Consider the following 21,913-nt stretch of genomic DNA (forward strand, 5'->3'; position numbering starts at 1 on the left):
GGCCCGCCGCGTCGCCCCCGAGGCGGGCCGCCGGCCGCTCAGAGTTCGGTGTCGTGCGCGCCGAGCAGCGCGGCGGCCACGCCGATCACGAGCGGCAGGTCGTCGTCGTCGGCCCGCAGGTTCGCCTCGGCGTCGAGTTCGTCCTCGATGCCGCGGCGCCCGGCCAGCCGCGGCAGCGTGGCGAGCACGGCGGGATCGTGGCGCGCGCGCAGGCCCGGGTCGCCGAACGCGCGCGCCTCGATCGCGAGCAGCATGCCCCAGCTCGGGCCGCGCAACTCGCCGAACGGGCTGCCGCGGCGCGGGCCGAACGCGCGCCGCGCGAGCGCGACCAGCGTCTGTTGCAGGTCCTGCTGGGCGAGATGGCGTGCGCGGTCGGCGGCCATCTGCTCGAGTTCGTAGTCGTCGACCATCCAGTCGGCGTCGGGGCGCGCGCCGGCTTGGCTGATCGGGCTCGGTTCGGACATCGTCGTCATCGGAAGACCTCATGGGGTGATCTGGTACTGTAAATATATACAGTCTTTTTGCCGCATGCAATCGGTCGTGAGCGGGAAATTCGGTGACGGGGGCGAGCGGCCGGGCGCCGCAAGCTGGGGCGGGCAGAGCGATTGCGTCGGACGAGCGTCGTGGCGGGATGGAATTCGGGCCGGCGCGGCACGCGTCAGGCGAAGCGCCATCCCGCGTGATCGGCGGCGAACGGCACCGGCGCGATCGTCGCGGCCGGCGAGGGGGACTCGCGCATCATGCGCCGCGCACGCCATCCGCCTTCGCGCGCATCTCGGCGAGGCGCGACCCCATGCGTTCGATGCCATGCACGTCGGCACGCTCGCCCACGCTCGCCTCGACATCCCGGTCCGGCGCGAAGTCGAGCCGGGCATGGCGGTCGTAGAGGATGTCGACCAGCCAGACGAGCCGTTGCAGCGTGTGTCGCGGCGTGTGCGCGTCGAGCGCCGCGTCCACCACGATCACCACCTCGAAGCGCGCGGCCAGATCGAGATAGTCGAGATGCGAGCGCGCCTGCCCGCACAGCGCGTCGAACCCGCAGAGCAGCACGCGCGTGCCCGTGGCGTGCGCGACGAGCGGGCGCCCGGCGAGATCCACGCGCGTGTCGGTCTCGCGCACGCTGTCGCCATGGCGCGCGAACAGCGCGCGCAGCCAGGCCGCGCGATCGGCCGGAGACCGTGCCTCCGGCATCGGCTCGTACGGCGCGGCCACCGCGTTCGCGAGCGCCGCCGGCGCGCGCCGATAGTCGATCGGCCCGTCGAACGCGAGCGCGATGCAATGCGTGTGCAGCAGCGCGATGCTGGCCGCGAAGCGATGATGGAACTCCGGGTCGGGCAACAGCGCGCCGGGCGCCATGTTCGAGGTGAAGATCAGCTTCACGCCGCGCGCGATCGCCACGCGCAGCAGCGCGGCGAGCATCAGCGCGTCGGCGATGTCGTTGACGTGGAACTCGTCGAACCAGAGCAGCGTGGCGTCGCCGAGCCACTGCGAGAGCGTCTCGCCGAGCTTGTCGCCGGACGGCGGCGCGGCCACCAGCAGCCGGTTCACGTCGCGCAGGAACGCATGGAAATGCGTGCGCGCGCGCGGGCCGGGCCACGCCTCGTGGAACAGCGCGGCGAGCAGGCTCTTGCCGCGCCCGGGCGGCCCGTAGCAATAGGCGCCGATGATCTCGGGCGGCAGCGCGCCGCCGAGCAGGCGGTCGAGTTCGACGGCGCGGGCATGCTGGTTCGCGTCGAGCGTCAGCGCGCGGCGGTCGAGTTCGGCGCTCAGCCAGCGGGGCAGGTCGGGCATTGGATCGGTAGGCGTGAGGGGTGGGCCGCGAGGTGGCGTCAGTCTGCCATCAATCCGTCACGAACGGCGCGCGGCGCGGATCGATGCTGGCGCCGGCAATGATGATGCGATGGCGAACCCCACGCCGGTTCGATCGACGATGACGCCATCGTGGCAGCGCTGAAAATCGCCTGAGGGACGGGGCCGAAAACAACCGCTGCGCAGCTCGGCGCGGGCACGCCGCGTGCGCGAATCGCGTGCCGTAGCGACGCGATGTACGGCAATGCGATGCGCGTCTCGCGTGGCGTCCGGCGCGTGTTGACAGGGGCAATTTGACCATGTCGAATGCAGCGCTACGAGAATCAGAGAGAGGGCTAGATGGCCGCGATGGATCTTTTTCGCTCGCGTCGCGAGTCTGTCATCAAGGCGCCGCAACCAGCGCGCACTCCGGCCGCCGGCCGCGCGTCGGCACCGGTCGGTCGGTGCGTCGCGGTGGGTCGTGCATCACGGCGGGCCGTTCATTCTTTCAGCGTCATTTGACGCAAGTTCCCTGGCTGGCAAGCGGATCGGGCGATCGTGCCGATCCGGTCCATTCGTACCCGCGTGTCGCGCGTGCCTTGCACGCCGACGCGCCGGCACGCCCGCGCGCGGCGTTCGCGCGCCCCAATGCGCACTCTCGTTTGGCAGGACAGATCCATGGACAGACTCTCCCGGGACGCGGCCCGCACGGCCGATCGCGCCGAGACCCCGCGGGACGGCGCGGCCGTTGACATCGCCGATGACGCCGCCGATCGCACCATCGATAACCGCGTCGACGCCGCCGCCGCGTTCCGGCGCCTCGACCACATCGCGCTCGCGGTTCGCGATCTCGAGGCCGCCGTGCACCTGTTTCGCGACGTGCTCGGCTTCGCGCTCAAGCGCCGCCTGCAGATCAAGGGCGCGCGCACGGGCATGCATTCGGCCGAGATGGAGCGCAACGGCATCCGCTTCGTGCTGTGCCAGGGCACCGAGCCCGAATCGCAGGTCTCGCAGCTGATCGAGCACTTCGGCGTGGGCGTGGCCCATGTCGCGCTCGAAGTGGACGACGTCGAGGCGGCCGTCGGCACGCTGCGCTCGCGCGGCCTGTCGTTCGACACCAGCGTGATTCGCGGCAACGGTCTCACGCAGGCGTTTTCCTCGCGCTGCGCGAACACCGGCATGAGCTTCGAGCTGATCCATCGCAACGGCGAGGCCGGCTTCCTGGAGGACAACGTGCAGGATCTGTTCGAGCAGCTCGAGCAGTCGGGCAAGTATTGATGAACGCGCCGGGGCCGTGGCGTGTGGCCCGTGGCCGGCGGATTTCGAAAGGATAAGAGCGATGGATCGACTTCAGATCCAGCACCGGGCGCTGGATAACTGCCCGGACGCGGTGAGCGTGTTCAGCCGCGTGTTCCTGCCGTCCAGGAGCAGGTTCCTGCTCGAGAGCAGCGTGGTGGTGCCGGGCTTCTCGCGCTTCACGTTCATGGGCGATGCGCATGGGCCGTTGGGCGAGACCATCACCTACGAGCTGGCCACGCGCGAGGCCACCATCGAGCGCGGCGGCACGCGCCGCACGCAGCGCGTGACGGGCCTGTTCGACCTGCTCGCGGCGAACCTGGCGGCGCGCCGGGTCGAGGCGCCCGCCGCGCTGCCGTTCGGTTTCGATCTCGGCTACGCGGGCGTGTTCGGCTACGAGCTGAAGGGCGAGACCGGCGGCTCGGCGGCCTGGCGCTCGGACACGCCCGACGCCGCGTTCGTGTTCGCCACGCGCCTGATCGTGATCGACCATATCGAGCGCAAGACCTGGCTGCTGCATCTGGGCGAGGCCGACGACGCGCGGCGGCATGCCGAGGCCGAGGCGTGGTTCGACACGGTCGAGGCCGAACTGCGATCGCTGCCGGGAACCGGGGGCGAGGCCGCGCCCGCGCCTGCCGGCACCGGGCAGGCCGGAGCGAAGCCGCGCGCGCGGCTGTCGCTCGCGGAGGTGGAGGCGTGGATCGCGCGGCACGCCGCGATGCGCCACGACCGCCCGAGCTACATCGCGAAGATCGGCGAGGCGCTGGCCGAGATCGTCAACGGCGAGAGCTACGAGGTCTGCCTGACCAACCTGATCACGTTCCCGTTCGCGGGCGCGCCGTTCGATCTGTACCGCGCGATGCGCGAGCTGACGCCGGCGCCGCACGCGGCCTATTTCGAGGTGGACGGCTTCTCGCTCGTCAGCGCCTCGCCCGAGCGTTTCCTCAGCGTCGATCGCGACGGCCATGCCGAGGCCAAGCCGATCAAGGGCACGCGCCCGCGCGGCCGCACCCCCGACGAGGACGCGGCGCTGGTCGCCGAGCTGCGCGCGAGCGAGAAGGATCGCGCCGAGAACCTGATGATCGTGGACCTGCTGCGCAACGATCTCGGCCAGGTCAGCGAACTCGGCTCGGTCCACGTGCCGAAGCTGTTCGACGTCGAGACCTACTCGCACGTCCACCAGCTGGTATCGACCATCCGCGGCACGCTCAAGCGCGGCGTGTCGGCCGTGGACTGCCTGCGCGCGGCGTTCCCGGGCGGCTCGATGACGGGCGCGCCGAAGAAACGCACGATGGAAATCATCGACCGGCTCGAGGCCGGCCCGCGCGGCATCTATTCGGGTGCGCTGGGCTGGTTCGGGCTGTCGGGCGCGTGCGATTTCAACATCGTGATCCGCTCGGTGACGATCCACGACGGCCGCGCGCGGCTCGGCGTGGGCGGCGCGATCACGGCGCTGTCGGACCCGACCGAGGAGTTCGACGAAACCATCGTGAAGGCGCGCGGCGTGATCGAGGCGGTCGAGCTGCTGGCCGCGCGCGAGGCGGGTGCCGCCGACCCGATCGCCGAAACCAGTATCGCCAGCGCCTGATCCGGCGGCCCCGCCGGGGCCGAGCCGGCACGTCGGAGTGTCGGTGCCATGACGGCGGCGCGCGAGGTGCGCGCCGCCGGGAGTACAAACGAAAGTCGCGAACGGGCCGCTCGCCGATGCGCAGTGCCTTGGCCCGTCGCACGAGGGAGAGAGAGCCGTGAACGAAACTGTCCTGCCGCGCGAGGTCCATCCGCTGACGGCCGCGCAACGTGAAATCTGGCTCGACCAGGCCATGCATGGCGATGCGCCGATCTACAAGATCGGCGGCTATACGCTGATCGACGGACCGCTCGACGCGGCACGCTTCGCGCGCGCCGTGACGCTGCTGGTCGAGAAGCACGATGCGCTGCGCATCGCGCTCGTGCCGGGTACCGGCGAGGATGGCGTGCCGGGCCAGACCATCGTGCCGGCCGGGCCGGTGAGCGTGCCGCTGCATGATTTCTCGGGTGCCGGCGACGCCGCGGCGGTGGAGGCGGCCGCGCTGGCCTGGATTCATGAGCGGCTCGCCGAGCCGTTCGCGCTCGACGGCGGCCCGCTGTTCCGCTTCGAGCTGGCGAAGCTTGGCGACACGCGCTTCTTCTTCACGCTCAATTTCCATCACCTGATCGTCGACGGCTGGGCGATCGGCCTGCTGGTCGATTCGCTCGCGGCGCTGTACAGCGCGCTCGATGCGAACCAGGCGCCCGATCTGGCGGCGCCGTCCTACCTCGAGTTCGTCGCGCAGGACCAGGCGTTTCGCGCCTCGCCGCAGTTCGAGCGGCAGCGCGACTACTGGCTCGACAAGTACCGTACGGTGCCCGAGCCGCTGTTCGCGCCGCGTTCGCGCGAGCGTGCCGAGGGTGGCGTGGTGCCGAGCGGCCATCATGCGCTGTGCCTGCCGCGCGCGTTCTACGAGCGCATCGTCGCGCTCGCGCGTGAATGCGACGCGACGCCGTTCCAGCTGATGCTCGGCCTGCTCTACGTCTATTTTTCCCGCACGGCGCAGCGCGACGAACTCGTCATCGGGCTGCCGATCCTGAACCGTTCGAACGCGCGCATGAAGCTGACGGCGGGGATGTTCACGGGCGTGAGCGCGGTGCGGCTGCAACTCGACGGCGCGCTGCGCTTCAATGAGCTGGTCCGCGCGGTGGGGCAGGAACTCAAGCGCGATTACCGCCACCAGCGCTTTCCGGTCAGCGAGCTGAACCGCGCGCTCGGGCTGTGGCGCTCGCAGCGCGCGCAGGTGTTCGACATCTCGGTGTCGTATGAGCGTGACGACTACGACATGCGGTTCGGCGCGGCGCGCGCGCAGGTCCACATGTGCTCGAACGGCCATGAGCAGCTGCCGCTCGCGCTGCATATCCGCGAGAACCGTTTCGACGAGCACGCGTGGATCCACTTCATGTACAACCGCGCGTATTTCGATGCCGACGAGGTCGAGGCGATCGGCGCGCGCTTCACGCATCTGCTGGAACAGGTGCTGGAAGATGCCGCCGTGCCGGTGGCGCGGCTCGTGTTGCCGACGGGGGACGAACTGGGCCGGCTGATGCGCTGGAACGGGGGTGGGGCCGGCTACGCGCAGGACGTGCCGATTCATCGGCTGTTCGAGGCGCATGCGACGCGAGCGCCCGAGGCGGTGGCGGTGGAGTGCGACGGACAGCGGCTCGGCTACGGCGAGCTGAACGCGCGCGCGAACCGGCTTGCGCATCGGTTGATCGCGGCGGGCGTGAAGCCTGACGATCGCGTGGCGATCTGCGTCGAGCGCGGACTCGGCATGATCGTCGGCCTGCTGGCGGTGCTCAAGGCGGGGGCGGGCTACGTGCCGCTCGATCCCGCTTATCCGGCGGAACGGCTGGCCTATACGCTCAACGACAGCGCGCCGCTGGCCGTGCTCGTGCAGGGCGATACGCGTGGCGTGCCTGGCGAGCTGTCGGTGCCGGTGATCGTGATCGATGAAGCGGCCGATGACCTGGCGGCTCGCGCCGATAATCCCGACGTCGCGGGCGTGACGTCGAACAGCCTCGCCTACGTGATCTACACCTCGGGCTCGACCGGTCAGCCCAAGGGCGTGATGATCGAGCACCGCAACGTGACGCGGCTGTTCTCGGCCACCGAGGCGTGGTTCCACTTCGGGGCGAGCGACGCATGGGCGCTGTTCCACTCGTTCGCGTTCGACTTCTCGGTCTGGGAGATCTGGGGCGCGCTGCTGCACGGCGGCCGGCTCGTGATCGTGCCGAAGCTGGTAAGCCGTTCGCCGCAGGACACCTACGCGCTGATCTGCGAGGCGGGCGTGACGGTGCTGAACCAGACGCCGAGCGCGTTCCGTCAGCTGATCGCGGCGCAGGCCGAGAGCGATCGCGGTCACCAGTTGCGCAACGTGATTTTCGGCGGCGAGGCATTGGAAGTCGGCATGCTGCGGCCCTGGTATGAAGACGCACGCAACGCCGATTGCCAGTTGGTGAACATGTACGGCATCACCGAGACGACGGTGCATGTCACGTACTGGCCGCTGAGCGCCACGGGCGGCAACGGCACGCCGGCCAGCATCGGCCGGCCGATTCCGGATCTGTCGGCCTACGTGGTGGACGCGAACCTGAACCCGATGCCGATCGGCGTGGCGGGAGAGCTGTGCGTTGGCGGTGCGGGCCTGGCACGCGGTTACCTGAACCGGCCGGAACTGACGGCGCAGCGCTTCGTGCGCAATCCGTTCGTTGACGACGAGAACGCGAGGCTCTATCGCACCGGCGATCTCGCGCGCTTCCTGCCCGACGGCACGCTCGAATATCTGGGCCGCATCGATACGCAGGTGAAGATTCGCGGCTTCCGGATCGAGCTTGGCGAGATCGAAGCGGCGCTGTCGGCACTGGACGGCGTGCGTCAGGTGCTGGTGCTGGCGCGTGAGGACGAGCCGGGCGATAAACAGCTGGTGGCTTATCTGGTGTTCGATGCGCAAGCGGAGCAAAGCGATACCGCCGCGCTACGCACGGCCCTGTCGCGCACGCTGCCCGACTTCATGCTGCCGGCGCACTTCGTGACGCTCGACCGCTTCCCGCTGACGGCGAACGGCAAGATCGATCGCGCGGCGCTGCCGCGCCCGATGCAGGCGCAGGACGCACAACGATACGTGGCGCCGCGCACCTCGATCGAGGAACGGCTCGCGGCGATCTGGGCGCAGGTGCTGCGGCTGGAACGGGTGGGGGTGACCGACAACTTCTTCGTCTCGGGCGGCGATTCGATCCGCGCGGTGTCGGTGCTGTCGAAGGCGAAGGCGCAGGGTCTCGCGTTCGCGCTGGTCGATCTGTTCACGCATCAGACGATCGAGAACCTCGCGCAGGCGCTGTCGCTCGATGAGGTGAGCGTAGCCGCGCAAGCGGCGCTGCCGCCCTTGAGCGCCGCCGACGTGGCACGCCTGCCTGCCGACGTGGAAGACGCCTATCCGCTCACGTTCCTGCAGCGCGGCATGGTGTTCCACAACCAGCAGGCGCCCGACGCCGCCGGGCTCTATCACGACGTGTTCAGCTATCGCTTCGATCTGCCCGAGTGGCGCGAAGCGGCGCTGCGTGCCGCGCTCGACGCGCTCGCGCGCCGGCATCCGGTGTTGCGCACCTCGTTCGACTTCGATCGCTACGACGAGCCGCTGCAACTGGTCCATGCCGCGAGCGAGATCGCGCTGACGGTAGGCGATCTGTCGATGCACGACGAGGCCGAGCAGGACCGCCAGCTGGCCGCGTTCATCGAGGCCGAGCGCAAGACCGTGGTGGCGCTCGACGTCGCGCCGCTGCTGCGCGTGTTCATTCACCGGCGCGGCGAGCGCGAGATCCAGTACACGCTGAGCTTCCACCACGCGATCCTCGACGGCTGGAGCGTGGCCTCGCTGAACACCGAGTTGTTCGAAACCTATCTGGCGCTGCTCGATCAGGCACGCGACGGCGGCGAGCCCGACGTCGACCTGCCACCGCTGGCCCGCACGCCGCGCAGCGCCGTGGAGAGCGAGCGCGGCGCGCTGAACTCGGCCGCGCATCGCGACTTCTGGCGCCGCTATCTGGACGGCCACGCGTTCTGCGAACTGCCGCCGGCCGAGCCCGGCGCGGGGCCGGGCGTGGCGCGGCCGGAACTGAGCGTGACCGTCGCGCCCGAGCTGCGCGCGCGGCTGCAGGGCGTGGCCAATACGCTCGGCGTGCCGATGCGCAGCGTGCTGCTGGGCGCGCACCTGCGCGTGCTGTCGATGCTGTCGGGCAAGACCGACGTGACCACCGGCCTGGTGTCGAACGTGCGCCAGGAGCAGGACGACGGCGAGAAGGTGCTGGGCCTGTTCCTGAACACGCTGCCGCTGCGGCTGGCGTTGACGTCGTCGAGCTGGGCCGATCTGATCCGCGAGACGTTCCGCACCGAACTCGAGGTGATCCGCCACCGCCATTACCCGTATTTCCAGCTGCAACTCGACAACGATCGCGCGCCGCTCTACGAAGTGGCGTTCAACTACGTCAACTTCCACGTCTACGAGTCGCTCGGCCGGCATGCCGGCTTCGCGCTGCGCGGCTGGCACGGCTTCGAGGCGACCAACTTCGCGCTGCTGGTGAATTTCGCCGATATGGCCGACGGGCTGACCGTCGACGTGAAGATCGACGCGGCGCGGCTGTCGACCGGGCAGGGCGAGCGGATTCTCGGCTACTACCTGGCCGCGCTCGACGCGATCGCGGCCGATGCGCAGGCCGATCACGGCCGCGCCGCGTTGCTGTCCGGCGCGGAGCGGCATCAGGTGCTGGCCGCCTGGAACGACGCCGGTGCCGGCTACGCGCAGGACGTGCCGATTCATCGGCTGTTCGAGGCGCATGCGGCGCGAGCGCCCGAGGCGGTGGCGGTGGAATGCGACGGACAGCGGCTCGGCTACGGCGAGCTGAACGCGCGCGCGAACCGGCTTGCGCATCGGTTGATCGCGGCGGGCGTGAAGCCTGACGATCGCGTGGCGATCTGCGTCGAGCGCGGACTCGGCATGATCGTCGGCCTGCTGGCGGTGCTCAAGGCGGGGGCGGGCTACGTGCCGCTCGATCCCGCTTATCCGGCGGAACGGCTGGCCTATACGCTCAACGACAGCGCGCCGCTGGCCGTGCTCGTGCAGGGCGATACGCGTGGCGTGCCTGGCGAGCTGTCGGTGCCGGTGATCGTGATCGATGAAGCGGCCGATGACCTGGCGGCTCGCGCCGATAATCCCGACGTCGCGGGCGTGACGTCGAACAGCCTCGCCTACGTGATCTACACCTCGGGCTCGACCGGTCAGCCCAAGGGCGTGATGATCGAGCACCGCAACGTGACGCGGCTGTTCTCGGCCACCGAGGCGTGGTTCCACTTCGGGGCGAGCGACGCATGGGCGCTGTTCCACTCGTTCGCGTTCGACTTCTCGGTCTGGGAGATCTGGGGCGCGCTGCTGCACGGCGGCCGGCTCGTGATCGTGCCGAAGCTGGTAAGCCGTTCGCCGCAGGACACCTACGCGCTGATCTGCGAGGCGGGCGTGACGGTGCTGAACCAGACGCCGAGCGCGTTCCGTCAGCTGATCGCGGCGCAGGCCGAGAGCGATCGCGGTCACCAGTTGCGCAACGTGATTTTCGGCGGCGAGGCATTGGAAGTCGGCATGCTGCGGCCCTGGTATGAAGACGCACGCAACGCCGATTGCCAGTTGGTGAACATGTACGGCATCACCGAGACGACGGTGCATGTCACGTACTGGCCGCTGAGCGCCACGGGCGGCAACGGCACGCCGGCCAGCATCGGCCGGCCGATTCCGGATCTGTCGGCCTACGTGGTGGACGCGAACCTGAACCCGATGCCGATCGGCGTGGCGGGAGAGCTGTGCGTTGGCGGTGCGGGCCTGGCACGCGGTTACCTGAACCGGCCGGAACTGACGGCGCAGCGCTTCGTGCGCAATCCGTTCGTTGACGACGAGAACGCGAGGCTCTATCGCACCGGCGATCTCGCGCGCTTCCTGCCCGACGGCACGCTCGAATATCTGGGCCGCATCGATACGCAGGTGAAGATTCGCGGCTTCCGGATCGAGCTTGGCGAGATCGAAGCGGCGCTGTCGGCACTGGACGGCGTGCGTCAGGTGCTGGTGCTGGCGCGTGAGGACGAGCCGGGCGATAAACAGCTGGTGGCTTATCTGGTGTTCGATGCGCAAGCGGAGCAAAGCGATACCGCCGCGCTACGCACGGCCCTGTCGCGCACGCTGCCCGACTTCATGCTGCCGGCGCACTTCGTGACGCTCGACCGCTTCCCGCTGACGGCGAACGGCAAGATCGATCGCGCGGCGCTGCCGCGCCCGATGCAGGCGCAGGACGCACAACGATACGTGGCGCCGCGCACCTCGATCGAGGAACGGCTCGCGGCGATCTGGGCGCAGGTGCTGCGGCTGGAACGGGTGGGGGTGACCGACAACTTCTTCGTCTCGGGCGGCGATTCGATCCGCGCGGTGTCGGTGCTGTCGAAGGCGAAGGCGCAGGGTCTCGCGTTCGCGCTGGTCGATCTGTTCACGCATCAGACGATCGAGAACCTCGCGCAGGCGCTGTCGCTCGATGAAGTCAGCCCCACGCAGGACGGCTCGGCGCTCTCGCTCGGCGAAGCCGACCGCGCGAAGCTGCCGGCCGACGTCGAGGATGCCTATCCGCTCACGTTCCTGCAGCGCGGCATGGTTTATCACAACCAGCAGGCGTCCCACGACGCGGCGCTCTATCACGACGTGTTCAGCTATCGCTTCGATCTGCCCGAGTGGCGCGAAGCGGCGCTGCGTGCCGCGCTCGACGCGCTCGCGCGCCGGCATCCGGTGCTGCGCACCTCGTTCGATTTCGACCGCTTCGACGAGCCGATGCAACTGGTTCATGCGGCGGCCGGGATTCCGCTGGCGAGCTTCGACCTGTCGATGCACGACGAGGCCGGGCAGGACCGCCTGCTGGCCGAGTTCGTCGAGGCCGAACGCAAGACGCGCTTCGCGCTCGACACCGCGCCGCTGCTGCGCGTGTTCATTCACCAACGCGGCGAGCGCGAGATCCAGTACACGCTGAGCTTCCACCACGCGATCCTCGACGGCTGGAGCGTGGCCTCGCTGAACACCGAGCTGTTCGGCGCGTATCTCGCGTCGCTCGGCCACGACGCGGCTGGAACCGCCGAGGCGGCCGAACCGGCGCCGCTGGCCCGCACGCCGCGCAGCGCCGTGGAGAGCGAGCGCGGCGCGCTGAACTCGGCCGCGCATCGCGACTTCTGGCGCCGCTATCTGGACGGCCATGCGTTCTGCGAGCTGCCGCCGAGGCAGGCGGAGCCGTCCGAAACGGCAAGCGGCGGCGAAACCCGGCCGCACGCGAGCGTGGCGATCGACGCGAGCGTGCGCGCGCGGCTGCAGGGCGTGGCCAATACGCTCGGCGTGCCGGTGCGCAGCGTGCTGCTGGCGGCGCACCTGCGCGTGCTGTCGATGTTGTCGGGCAAGACCGACGTGACCACCGGCCTCGTGTCGAACGTGCGCCAGGAGCAGGACGACGGCGAGAAGGTGCTGGGCCTGTTCCTGAACACGCTGCCGCTGCGGCTGGCGTTGACGTCGTCGAGCTGGGCCGATCTGATCCGCGAGACGTTCCGCACCGAACTCGAGGTGATCCGCCACCGCCATTACCCGTATTTCCAGCTGCAACTCGACAACGATCGCGCGCCGCTCTACGAAGTGGCGTTCAACTACGTCAACTTCCACGTCTACGAGTCGCTCGGCCGGCATGCCGGCTTCGCGCTGTTGGGCGGGATCGGCTTCGAGGCCACCAACTTCGCGCTCAGCGTCAACTTCAACGACGCGGCCGGCGGCCTCGCGATCGACGTGAAGATCGACCCGGCGCGCCTGTCGGCCGCGCAGGGCGAACGAGTGCTCGGCTACTACGTGGCCGCGCTCGACGCGATCGCCGCCGACGTCCATGCCGATTACCACGCGCGCAGCCTGCTGTCCGAGGCGGAGCGCCATCAGGTGATCGAGGCCTGGAACGATACGGGCGTCGCCACGCGCCGCGACCGCTGCGTTCACACGCGGGTGGAGGCGCAGGCCGCGGCCACGCCGCACGCGATCGCGCTGAGCCATGACGGCACGACGCTCGGTTACGGCGAGCTGAACGCGCGCGCGAACCGGCTCGCGCGCCGGCTGGTCGCGCTCGGCGTGCGCCCCGACGCGCGCGTGGCCGTCTGCATGGAGCGCGGCGCGGAACTGGCGATCGCGCTGCTGGCCGTGCTGAAGGCGGGCGGCGCCTACGTGCCGATGGACCCCGCCTATCCGGCCGAGCGGCTCGCCTATCTGCTGGCCGACAGCGCGCCGGTGGCCGTGCTCACGCAGGCCGGCGGCGCCGACCTGATCGCGGCGGCCGATGCGCCGACGCTGCCGCGTATCGTCGTGGACGCCGCCGATGTCGATACCGCCGACCGCGACGATGCCGACGCCGCCAACCTCGACCTCGAGGGCCTGCATGCGCATCATCTCGCCTATGTGATCTACACCTCGGGCTCGACGGGGCAGCCGAAGGGCGTGATGGTCGAGCATCGCCAGCTGGACAACCTGATCGACTGGCACGTGAGCCGCTTCGGGCTGCGCGCCGGCAGCCGCACCACGGCCACGGCCGGCGTCGCGTTCGACGCGAGCGCCTGGGAGCTGTGGCCGGCGCTCGCCTGCGGCGCCACGCTGCTGCTGCCGCCCGCGGCGGCGACGGGCGACCCGCAGCGGCTGCTGCGCTGGTGGCACGCGCAGGCGATCGACGTGAGCTTCCTGATCACGCCGCTCGCCGAACTCGCCTATTCGCTCGGCTACGCCAATCCGCACGCGCACACGGTGCTGATCGGCGGCGACCGCTTCAAGCGCCTCAGCGAACACGTCCCGCCGCACCAGACGGTGGTCAACAACTACGGCCCGACCGAGACCACCGTGGTGGCCACCTCGGGCGCGATGCGCCACGGCGATGCGGTGCCGCACATCGGCCGGCCGATCGCCAACGTGCGCGTCTACCTGCTCGACGCGCATGGCGCGCCGGTGCCGATCGGCGTGGCGGGCGAACTGCACGTCGGCGGCGCGCAGGTGGCGCGCGGCTATCTGAACCGCGAGGCGCTGACGGCCGCGAAGTTCGTCGCGGATCCGTTCAGCACCGAGCCCGGCGCGCGCATGTACAAGACGGGCGACCTCGCGCGCCATCTGCCCGACGGCCATATCGAGTACCTCGGCCGCAACGACGATCAGGTGAAGATCCGCGGCTTTCGCGTCGAGCCGGGCGAGATCGAGGCCTGTCTCGCGGAACTCGCCGGCGTGCTGGAGACGGCCGTGATCGTGCGCGAGGACACGCCGGGTGAGCCGCGGCTGGTGGCCTATTTCACGAGCCGCGACGCGGCGAATCCCGCGGATGGCGAGGCGCTCGCGCAGGCGCTGCGCGAGCATGCCGCGCGTCGCCTGCCGCGCCACATGGTGCCTGCCGCGTTCGTGGCGCTGGCGCGGCTGCCGCTCACGGCGAACGGCAAGCTCGACCGCCGCGCGCTGCCGGCGCCCGACGCCGCCGCGTCCGGGCAGCGCGGCCACGAGGCGCCGCGCGGCGAGGCCGAACGCGTGCTGGCCGAGGTCTGGGCCGAGCTGCTGAACGTCGCGCGGGTGGGCCGCCACGACAATTTCTTCGAACTCGGCGGCCACTCGCTGCTGGCCGTGCGGCTGGTCGGGCGCCTGCGCCAGGCCGGCTTCGAGGTGGAGATGGCGGCGCTGTTCGGCGCGCCGACGCTGGCCGAGCTGGCCGCCTCGCTGCAGCGCACGGACGCCGCGCCCGCGGTGCCGGCCAACCGGATCGCGGCCGGTGCGCGGCGCATCGAGCCGGCGATGCTGAGCCTCGTCGAGCTGAGTCAGGACGAGATCGACGGCATCGTCGCGACGGTCGCCGGCGGCGCCGCCAACGTGCAGGACATCTATCCGCTCGCGCCGCTGCAGGAGGGCATGCTCTATCACCATCTGGCGCAGGCGCGCGGCGACGCGTACCTGCTGCGCACGCGGCTGGCGTTCGACAGCCGCGCCACGCTCGAGCGCTTCATCGACGCGTTGCAGGCGGTGATCGCGCGGCACGACATCCTGCGCAGCGGCGTGGCCTGGGAAGGCCTGCGCGAGCCCGTTCAGGTGGTCTGGCGCGAGGCGCGCCTGCCGGTCGCCGAGGTCGCGCTCGACGCGGCGCACGGCGACGTCGCCGCGCAGCTGCTCGACCGCTTCGATCCGCGCCACCATCGCCTCGATATCCGGCAGGCACCGCCGCTCGCGGTCCACGTCGCGCACGACGCGCCGAACGCGCGCTGGGTGCTGATCCTGCTGTTCCATCACATCGCGCTCGACCATACCGGGCTCGGCATCCTGCTGCGCGAGATCGCGGCCCATCTGGACGGCAGCTGGGCCACGCTGCCGGCGCCGCCGTCGTTCCGCGATTACGTCGCGCAGGCACGGCTCGGCGCGCGCTCGCGCGGCAGCGAGGCGTTTTTCCGCGCGATGCTCGCCGACGTCGACGAACCGACGCTGCCTTATGGCATGACGGGCGTGACCGGCACCGAAGGCGACGAACGGCAAGGCACCGGCGTGGCGAGCGCGGCGCTCGGCCTCGACGCGGGCCTCGCGGCGCGGCTGCGCGCGCAGGCGCGGCGGCTCGGCACGAGCGTGGCGAGCCTGTTCCACCTGGCCTGGGGCCACGTGGTCGGCAAGCTCGCCGGGCGCGAGGACGTGGTGTTCGGCACCGTGCTGCTCGGCCGCTGGCAGGGCGGCGCCGACATCGAGCAGGCGCTCGGCGTGTTCATCAACACGCTGCCGGTGCGGCTCGACGTGGGCGCCGTGAGCGTCCACGATGCCGCGCTGCGCACGCACCGCCTGCTCGCGGCGCTGATGGACCACGAGCATGCCTCGCTCGCGGCCGCGCAGCGCTGCAGCGGCGTGGCCGCGCCGGCGCCGCTGTTCAGCGCGCTGCTGAACTTCCGGCACAGCGCCGGGCCGCTGCTGGAGCACGGCGGCGGCGCGCTCGGCTGGCACGGCGTGGAAGTGCTCGACGGCGAGGAACGCACCAACTACCCGTGCGTGCTCAGCGTCGACGATCTCGGCGAGGGCTTCCGCCTGACCGCCCAGCTCGCCGAGCCGTTCGACGCGGCGCGCGTTTGCGGCTACCTGGACCGCTGCCTCGGCAGCCTGGTGGACGCGCTCGAACAGGCGCCCGACACGCCGGTGGCCGCGCTCGCGTGGCTGCCGGATGCCGAGCGGCGCCAGCTGCTCGACGAATGGAACGCCACCGACGCGCCGTGCCCGGTCGAGACCGGCGTCCACGCGCTGTTCGCGGCGCAGGCGGCGCGCACGCCGCACGCGCCGGCGCTCGTCGACGGGCCGCGCACGCTCGACTACGCCACGCTCGACGCCCGGGCCGAGCGCCTCGCGCGGCGGCTCGCGGCGGCCGGCGTCGTGCCGGGCGAGCGCGTGGCGATCCTGTACGAGCGCTCGATCGAGCTGATCGTGGCGGAGCTGGCCGTGCTCAAATGCGGCGCCGTATACGTGCCGCTCGACCGCAACGCGCCGGCCGACCGGCAGGCGTTCATGCTGGCCGACAGCGGCGCGCGCTGCCTGCTCGCGCCGCACGGGCTCGCCGCGCCGGAGGGCACGCGGGCGCTGCGCATCGCCGTCGAGGAAGCCGGAGACGCGGATCAGGCCGCAGCCGAACGCGGCGACGCGTTCGCGCCGGGCCGTCACCAGGAAGGCGGCGACCGGCCGGCCTACATCATGTACACGTCCGGCTCGACCGGCCAGCCGAAGGGCGTGATCGTGGCGCATCGCGGCATCGACCGCCTGGCGTTGAACAACGGCTACCTCGACTTCGGCCCCGGCGACCGCGTGGCCTTCACCTCGAACCCGGCGTTCGACGCGAGCACGATGGAGACCTGGGGCGCGCTGCTCAACGGCGCCTGCCTGGTGGTGGTGCCGCACGAGGTGCTGCTCGCGCCGCCGCGGCTCGCGGCGCTGCTGGCGGCCGAGCGCGTCAACGTCCTGCATCTGGTGGCCGGGCTGCTCAGCTCGTATGCGGACGCGCTCGCGCCGGTGTTCCCGACGCTGCGCTACCTGCTCACGGGCGGCGACGCGGCCGACGTGCGCGCGGTGCAGCGGATCATGCGCCACGGCGCGCCGCGCCACCTCGTGCATTGCTACGGCCCGACCGAATCGACCACCTTCGCGACCACCTACACGCTGCGCGCGGGCGAACCGGCGCCGGAGCGCCTGCCGATCGGCCGGCCGATCGCCAACACGCGCGTCTACCTGCTCGACGCGGCCGGCCAGCCGGTGCCGGTGGGCGTGCCGGGCGAGCTGCACGTGGGCGGCGCGGGCGTGGCGCTCGGCTACCTGAACCTCGAGGCGCTCACGGCCGAGCGCTTCGTCGCCGATCCGTTCGGGCCGGCCGGCGCCGCCGCGCGCCTGTACCGCACCGGCGACCTCGCGCGCTGGCTGCCCGACGGCAACCTCGAATACCTCGGCCGCAACGACACGCAGGTGAAGATCCGCGGCTTCCGCGTCGAGCCGGGCGAGATCGAGGCGAAGCTCGGCGCCTACGGCCTGCGCGACGCGGTGGTGATACCGCGCGAGGACGTGCCGGGCGAGCGGCGGCTGGTGGTCTATCACACCGACGCGACTTGCGACGTGGAGGCGGTGCGCGCCCACCTGCGCGCGAGCCTGCCCGACTACATGGTGCCGGCGGCCTACGTGGCGCTCGAGCGGCTGCCGCTGACGGCCAACGGCAAGCTCGATCGCCGCGCGCTGCCGGCGCCCGACGCCGCCGCGTTCGGCCGCCTCGACTACGCCGCGCCGCAGGGCGAGGTGGAGACGGCACTGGCCGCGATCTGGGCGGAACTGCTCGGCGTCGACCGGGTGGGGCGCCACGATAGCTTCTTCGCGCTCGGCGGCCATTCGCTGCTGGCGGTGCGCGTGATCGGCCGGCTGCGCCAGCGCTTCGGCGAGGCGGCCACGCTCACGGCACTGTTCGAGGCGCCGCAGCTCGCCGCGTTCGCGGCGCGCCTCGGCGCCGGCGCGGCCTCGGCCGACGCCTCGCAGGGCGCGCCGCAGGCCGCGCCTTTCACGGCCGTGCCCGCGCGGCACGGCGCGGCCGGCCCGTTCCCGCTGTCCTACGTGCAGGAGCGGCTGTGGCTGATCCAGCAGCGCGACGGCGGGCGCGCCTACAACATGAACGGCGCGCTGCGGCTCGACGGGCCGCTCTCGCTGCCGGCGCTGCGGGCCGCGTTCGACGCGCTGGTGGCGCGGCACGAGACGCTGCGCACGCGCTTCGCGATCGCGCCCGGCACCGACGTGCCGGCGCAGTTCATCGACGCGCCGCACGCGGTCGAGCTGCCGGTGCGCGAGATCGCCGAGGCCGACCTGCATGCCGAACTCGAACGCCACGCCGCGGTGGAGTTCGACCTGCAGCGCGGCCCGCTGATGCGCGTGCAGCTGCTGCGGCTCGCGCCGCAACGCCATGTGGTGTCGCTGGTGATGCATCACATCGTGTCGGACGGCTGGTCGCTCGGGGTGCTGGTGCGCGACCTGCGCGCGTCGTACCTCGCGCATCGCGACGGGCATGCCGGACCGGCGGGCGGGGCGGGTGACGGCACGGATGGTGCCGCCCTCGCGCCGCTCGCCGCGCAGTACGCCGACTACGCGCGCTGGCAGCGCGAGCAGGATCTGCGGCCCCACGCGGCCTGGTGGCACGCGATGCTGGCCGGCGCCGCGGACCCGGTCGACCTGAGCGTGCCCGGCACGCCGGCCGACGCCGGCCACGGCCCGGCCGGCGTGCTGCGCCGCGCGCTGCCGCCGGCGCTGGCCGCGCGCCTCGCGCAACTGGGCCGGCAGCGCGGCGTGAGCCTGTTCACCCTGTTCCTGGTGGCGCTCGGCGTGCTGCATCACCGCCAGACCGGCCGCGAGGACTTCTGCATCGGCACCACCACGGCCGGCCGCGACGAGCCGCTGGTCGAGCCGCTGATCGGTTTCTTCATCAACATCCTGCCGCTGCGGCTCGACCTGTCCGGCGAACCGGACCTGCCGGCGCTGCTCGAGCGCACCGGCCGGCGCGTGCTCGACGCGCTCGAACACCAGGCGCTGCCGTTCGAGCACATGATCGCGGGCGTGCCGGCGCTGCGCCAGCTCGACGGCCGCTCGCCCGTGCCGGTGATGCTGCGCCACCAGAACGTGCCGCCGGTGCAGACGCACGACTGGGGCGACGGGCTCGCGATCACGGTGCTGCAGGAGAGCGTGGCGCGCGAGGCGCAGTCCGATCTCGACCTGGAGATCTTCGGCGACGGCAGCGGGCTCGAGATCGTCGCGAACTACGACAGCCTGCGTTTCGACGCGCGCCAGATCGGCCTGATGCTGAGCGTGCTCGAACAGCTGCTCGAGCGCATGGCGCAGGCGCCCGGCGCGTCGCTGGCCGCGTTGCGCGAGCCCACCGCGGTCGAGCGCGCGCTGGTCGCGCAGGCGCAGGGCGCGCCGGCCGCGTTCGAGACGACCGGCGTGAACGCGCTGTTCGCGCGGCAGGTCGCGCTGCGGCCCGACGCGCCCGCCTGCCGCGACGGCGACGCGACGGCCAGCTATGCCGAACTCGATCGCCGCGCGGCGCGCATCGCCGCCGCGCTGCGCGCGCGCGGCATCGGGCCGGGCGCGCGGGTCGCGCTCCATCATCCGCGCTCGACCGATTTCATCGCCGCGCTGCTGGCCACGTTCCGGCTCGGCGCGACCTACGTGCCGATCGATCCGGCCTATCCGGCCGCCTACGTGCGGCGCACGCTCGACGACGCGCAGCCGGCCGCGGCCGTGACGCTGGCGTCGCTCGGCGACACGCTGGCCGGCATCGTGCCGGTGGTGGTGCGGCTCGACGTCGAGGCCGACCTCGCGGCCGGGGGCGGGCCCGATGCCGGGGCCGCCCCTGAGCCGACTCATGGCCCGGCTCATGGCCCGGCTCATGTGCCCGACTTCGCGACCTCGCCCGACGATCTTGCCTACATCGCCTACACCTCGGGCTCGACCGGCACGCCGAAGGGCGTGATGGTCGAGCACCGGCAGGTGCTGAACTGCCTGCAGGCGCTCTGGACCCGTACCCCCTACGCGGCCGGCGAAGTGGTGGGCCAGAAGACCTCGATGTCGTTCGTGCCGTCCATCAAGGAGATGCTCTCGGGGCTGCTCGCGGGCACCCCGCAGGTGATCTACCCCGACGCGCTGGTGAAGGACGCGCCGGCCTTCGCCGAGGCGCTCGAGCGCGATGGCGTGACGCGCCTGAACCTGGTGCCCTCGCATCTGGCGGTGCTGCTCGACCACGCCGGGCGGCTCGGCGCGCTGCGCCACGTCACGACGGCCGGCGAGCCGCTGAGCCGGCGCCTCGCGATGCGCTTCGCGGCGCTGCTGCCGCACGCGAAGCTGCACAACAACTACGGCTGCAGCGAGGTGAACGACATCACCTACTGCGAGGACAGCGGCCTTGCCGTGCATCACGCCGTGGTGCCGGCCGGCCGCGCGATCGCCAACAGCCGCGTGCATCTGCTCGACGCGGCGCTGGCGCCGGTGCCGGTGGGCGCGGTCGGCGCGATCTACGTCGAAGGCCCGGGCGTCGGTCCCGGCTACTGGCGGCGGCCCGACCTGACGGCCGAGCGCTTCGTGCGGCACCCGGTGTCGGGCGCCCGGCTGCTGCGCACCGGCGACATCGGCCAGTGGCTCGCCGACGGCCAGCTGCTGCATCTGGGCCGCGAGGATTTCCAGATCAAGGTGCGCGGCCAGCGCGTCGAGCTGCCGGCGGTGGAGCAGGAGCTGGGCGCGCATCCGGCGGTGGCCGCGGCGGCCGCGATCGGCCGGAAAACGGCTGGCGAGGCCGGTGCCGACGAGGTCGAGCTGGTGGCGTGCTACGTGCCGCTGCGCGGCGCGCGGGTCGATCACAACGTGCTGCACGGCTGGCTGTCCGAGCGGCTGCCGGCCGCGATGGTGCCGAGCCGCTTCATCGCGCTCGACGCGCTGCCGACGCTGCCCAACGGCAAGCTCGACCGGCTCGCGCTGGCGCGCATCGAACCCGGCGCGGCGCAGCTGGCCGGCCCGGCCCACGAGCCGCCGCAAGGCGAACTCGAGACGCTGCTGGCGCGGATCTGGCGCGAGGCGCTCGGCGTGGAGCGGGTGGGGCGCCACGACAACTTCTTCGCGATCGGCGGCCATTCGCTGATGGCCGCGCAGGTGGCGGTGCGCGCCAGCGAGCGCACCGGCGTGAAGGTCACGGTGCGCAGCATCTTCGAGACGCGCAGCGTGCAGCGGCTCGCCGCGCTGATCGAGGCGGGCGGCGGCGCTTCGCGTGAATACGCGGGCGTGCCGTCGAACGACGCCGGCACCGAATACGTCGCGTTCAACACCGGCGGCGGCGAGCGGCCGCTGTTCCTCGCCCACACGCTGCAGGGCTACTCGTGGTACTTCGAGCATCTGGCCTCGTTCATCGACGCGTCGATTCCCGTCTACGGGCTGCCGCCGCTCGCGCTGGGCCGGCCGCAGCCGCGCACCATCGAGGCGATCGCCGCGCGCTTCGTGGCGCTGATGCGCTCGATCCAGCCGCACGGGCCGTACCGCGTGGCGGGCTGGTCGTTCGGCGGCCTGATCGCCTACGAGATCGCCGCGCAGATGATCGCCGCCGGCGACGAGATCGAGTTCCTCGGCGTGTTCGACACCACGCTGCCGCGCCACGACGCCGAGCCCGATCCGCATCGCGTCGCGCTCGTCACGCTCTACTCGTTCGCGGCCCACAACTTCACCGACTACGAGGCGGACGTGGCCGCGTTCGAGCGCGCCACCGATCTCGACGCGCTGATCGACGAGCTGGTGCAGGCGATCGAGACGCGCCGCGCGGCGGGCCGCCCGCTCTGGCATCTCGCCTACGAGACGGCCGCCGAGAACCGCCTGTTCCTCGAGCGGCTGGTCGCGCACGGCGCCGCGATGAGCAGCTGGCGGCCGCGCCCGGCGCCGGTCAGGCTGCATGTGTTCGCCGCGCGCGACGCCTCGATCACGCCGCTCGAAGGCCACGCGTCGCTGTCGCCCGCGCTCGGCTGGGAGGCGCTGGTGCCGGCCGCCGACCTCGCCGTGGTGAGCGTGCCGGGCAACCACGAGACGATCGTGAAGCGCCACGCCGACGCGCTCGGCCGCGAGATCGGCGACATCTTGAAACGCAGGGTCGCGCTGCCCGACGGCGCGCCGCAATGAAC

At 71.7% G+C, this 21,913-nt stretch carries 5 protein-coding genes; 3 read left to right on the forward strand and 2 right to left on the reverse strand.

Features of this window, described 5'->3' with window-relative positions:
• Positions 1-38: 38 nt before the first annotated feature.
• Both bpln_RS05785 and zapE read right to left on the reverse strand, forming a co-directional pair.
• The gene (locus bpln_RS05785; protein ID WP_042624379.1) at positions 39-473 is read right to left on the reverse strand and encodes a DUF2471 family protein; all 435 of its coding nucleotides are present in this window, start codon (positions 471-473) and stop codon (positions 39-41) included.
• 265 nt (positions 474-738) lie between these two features.
• Complete coding sequence (gene zapE, locus bpln_RS05790) at positions 739-1,791, reverse strand: cell division protein ZapE (RefSeq protein ID WP_055138300.1); 1,053 nt, start codon at positions 1,789-1,791, stop codon at positions 739-741.
• 675 nt (positions 1,792-2,466) lie between these two features.
• On the opposite strand from zapE, the gene bpln_RS05795 reads away from it, so the two are divergent.
• The 3 genes from bpln_RS05795 (at position 2,467) to bpln_RS05805 (ending at position 21,911) form a co-directional block, all read left to right on the forward strand.
• Entirely contained in the window at positions 2,467-3,066 is a 600-nt protein-coding gene (locus bpln_RS05795; RefSeq protein WP_082465193.1) for a VOC family protein, read from the forward strand.
• A gap of 61 nt (positions 3,067-3,127) precedes the next feature.
• On the forward strand, positions 3,128-4,672 hold the full coding sequence (gene pabB, locus bpln_RS05800) for an aminodeoxychorismate synthase component I (protein ID WP_055138301.1): 1,545 nt from the start codon (positions 3,128-3,130) through the stop codon (positions 4,670-4,672).
• Positions 4,673-4,829: 157 nt separating this feature from the next.
• Positions 4,830-21,911 carry a non-ribosomal peptide synthetase gene (locus bpln_RS05805; RefSeq protein WP_055138302.1) on the forward strand — a complete coding sequence of 5,694 codons (17,082 nt, stop codon included), beginning with the start codon at positions 4,830-4,832 and terminating at the stop codon, positions 21,909-21,911.
• Positions 21,912-21,913 lie beyond the last annotated feature (2 nt).

The organism is Burkholderia plantarii, assembly GCF_001411805.1.
Taxonomy (GTDB): domain Bacteria; phylum Pseudomonadota; class Gammaproteobacteria; order Burkholderiales; family Burkholderiaceae; genus Burkholderia; species Burkholderia plantarii.

Excerpts from the sequence above, each read along its gene's own strand:
- bpln_RS05795 (WP_082465193.1), top strand. The coding sequence starts at position 2,467 with ATGGACAGACTCTCCCGGGACGCGGCCCGCACGGCCGATCGCGCCGAG.
- zapE (WP_055138300.1), bottom strand. The coding sequence starts at position 1,791 with ATGCCCGACCTGCCCCGCTGGCTGAGCGCCGAACTCGACCGCCGCGCG.
- bpln_RS05785 (WP_042624379.1), bottom strand. The coding sequence starts at position 473 with ATGACGACGATGTCCGAACCGAGCCCGATCAGCCAAGCCGGCGCGCGC.
- pabB (WP_055138301.1), top strand. The coding sequence starts at position 3,128 with ATGGATCGACTTCAGATCCAGCACCGGGCGCTGGATAACTGCCCGGAC.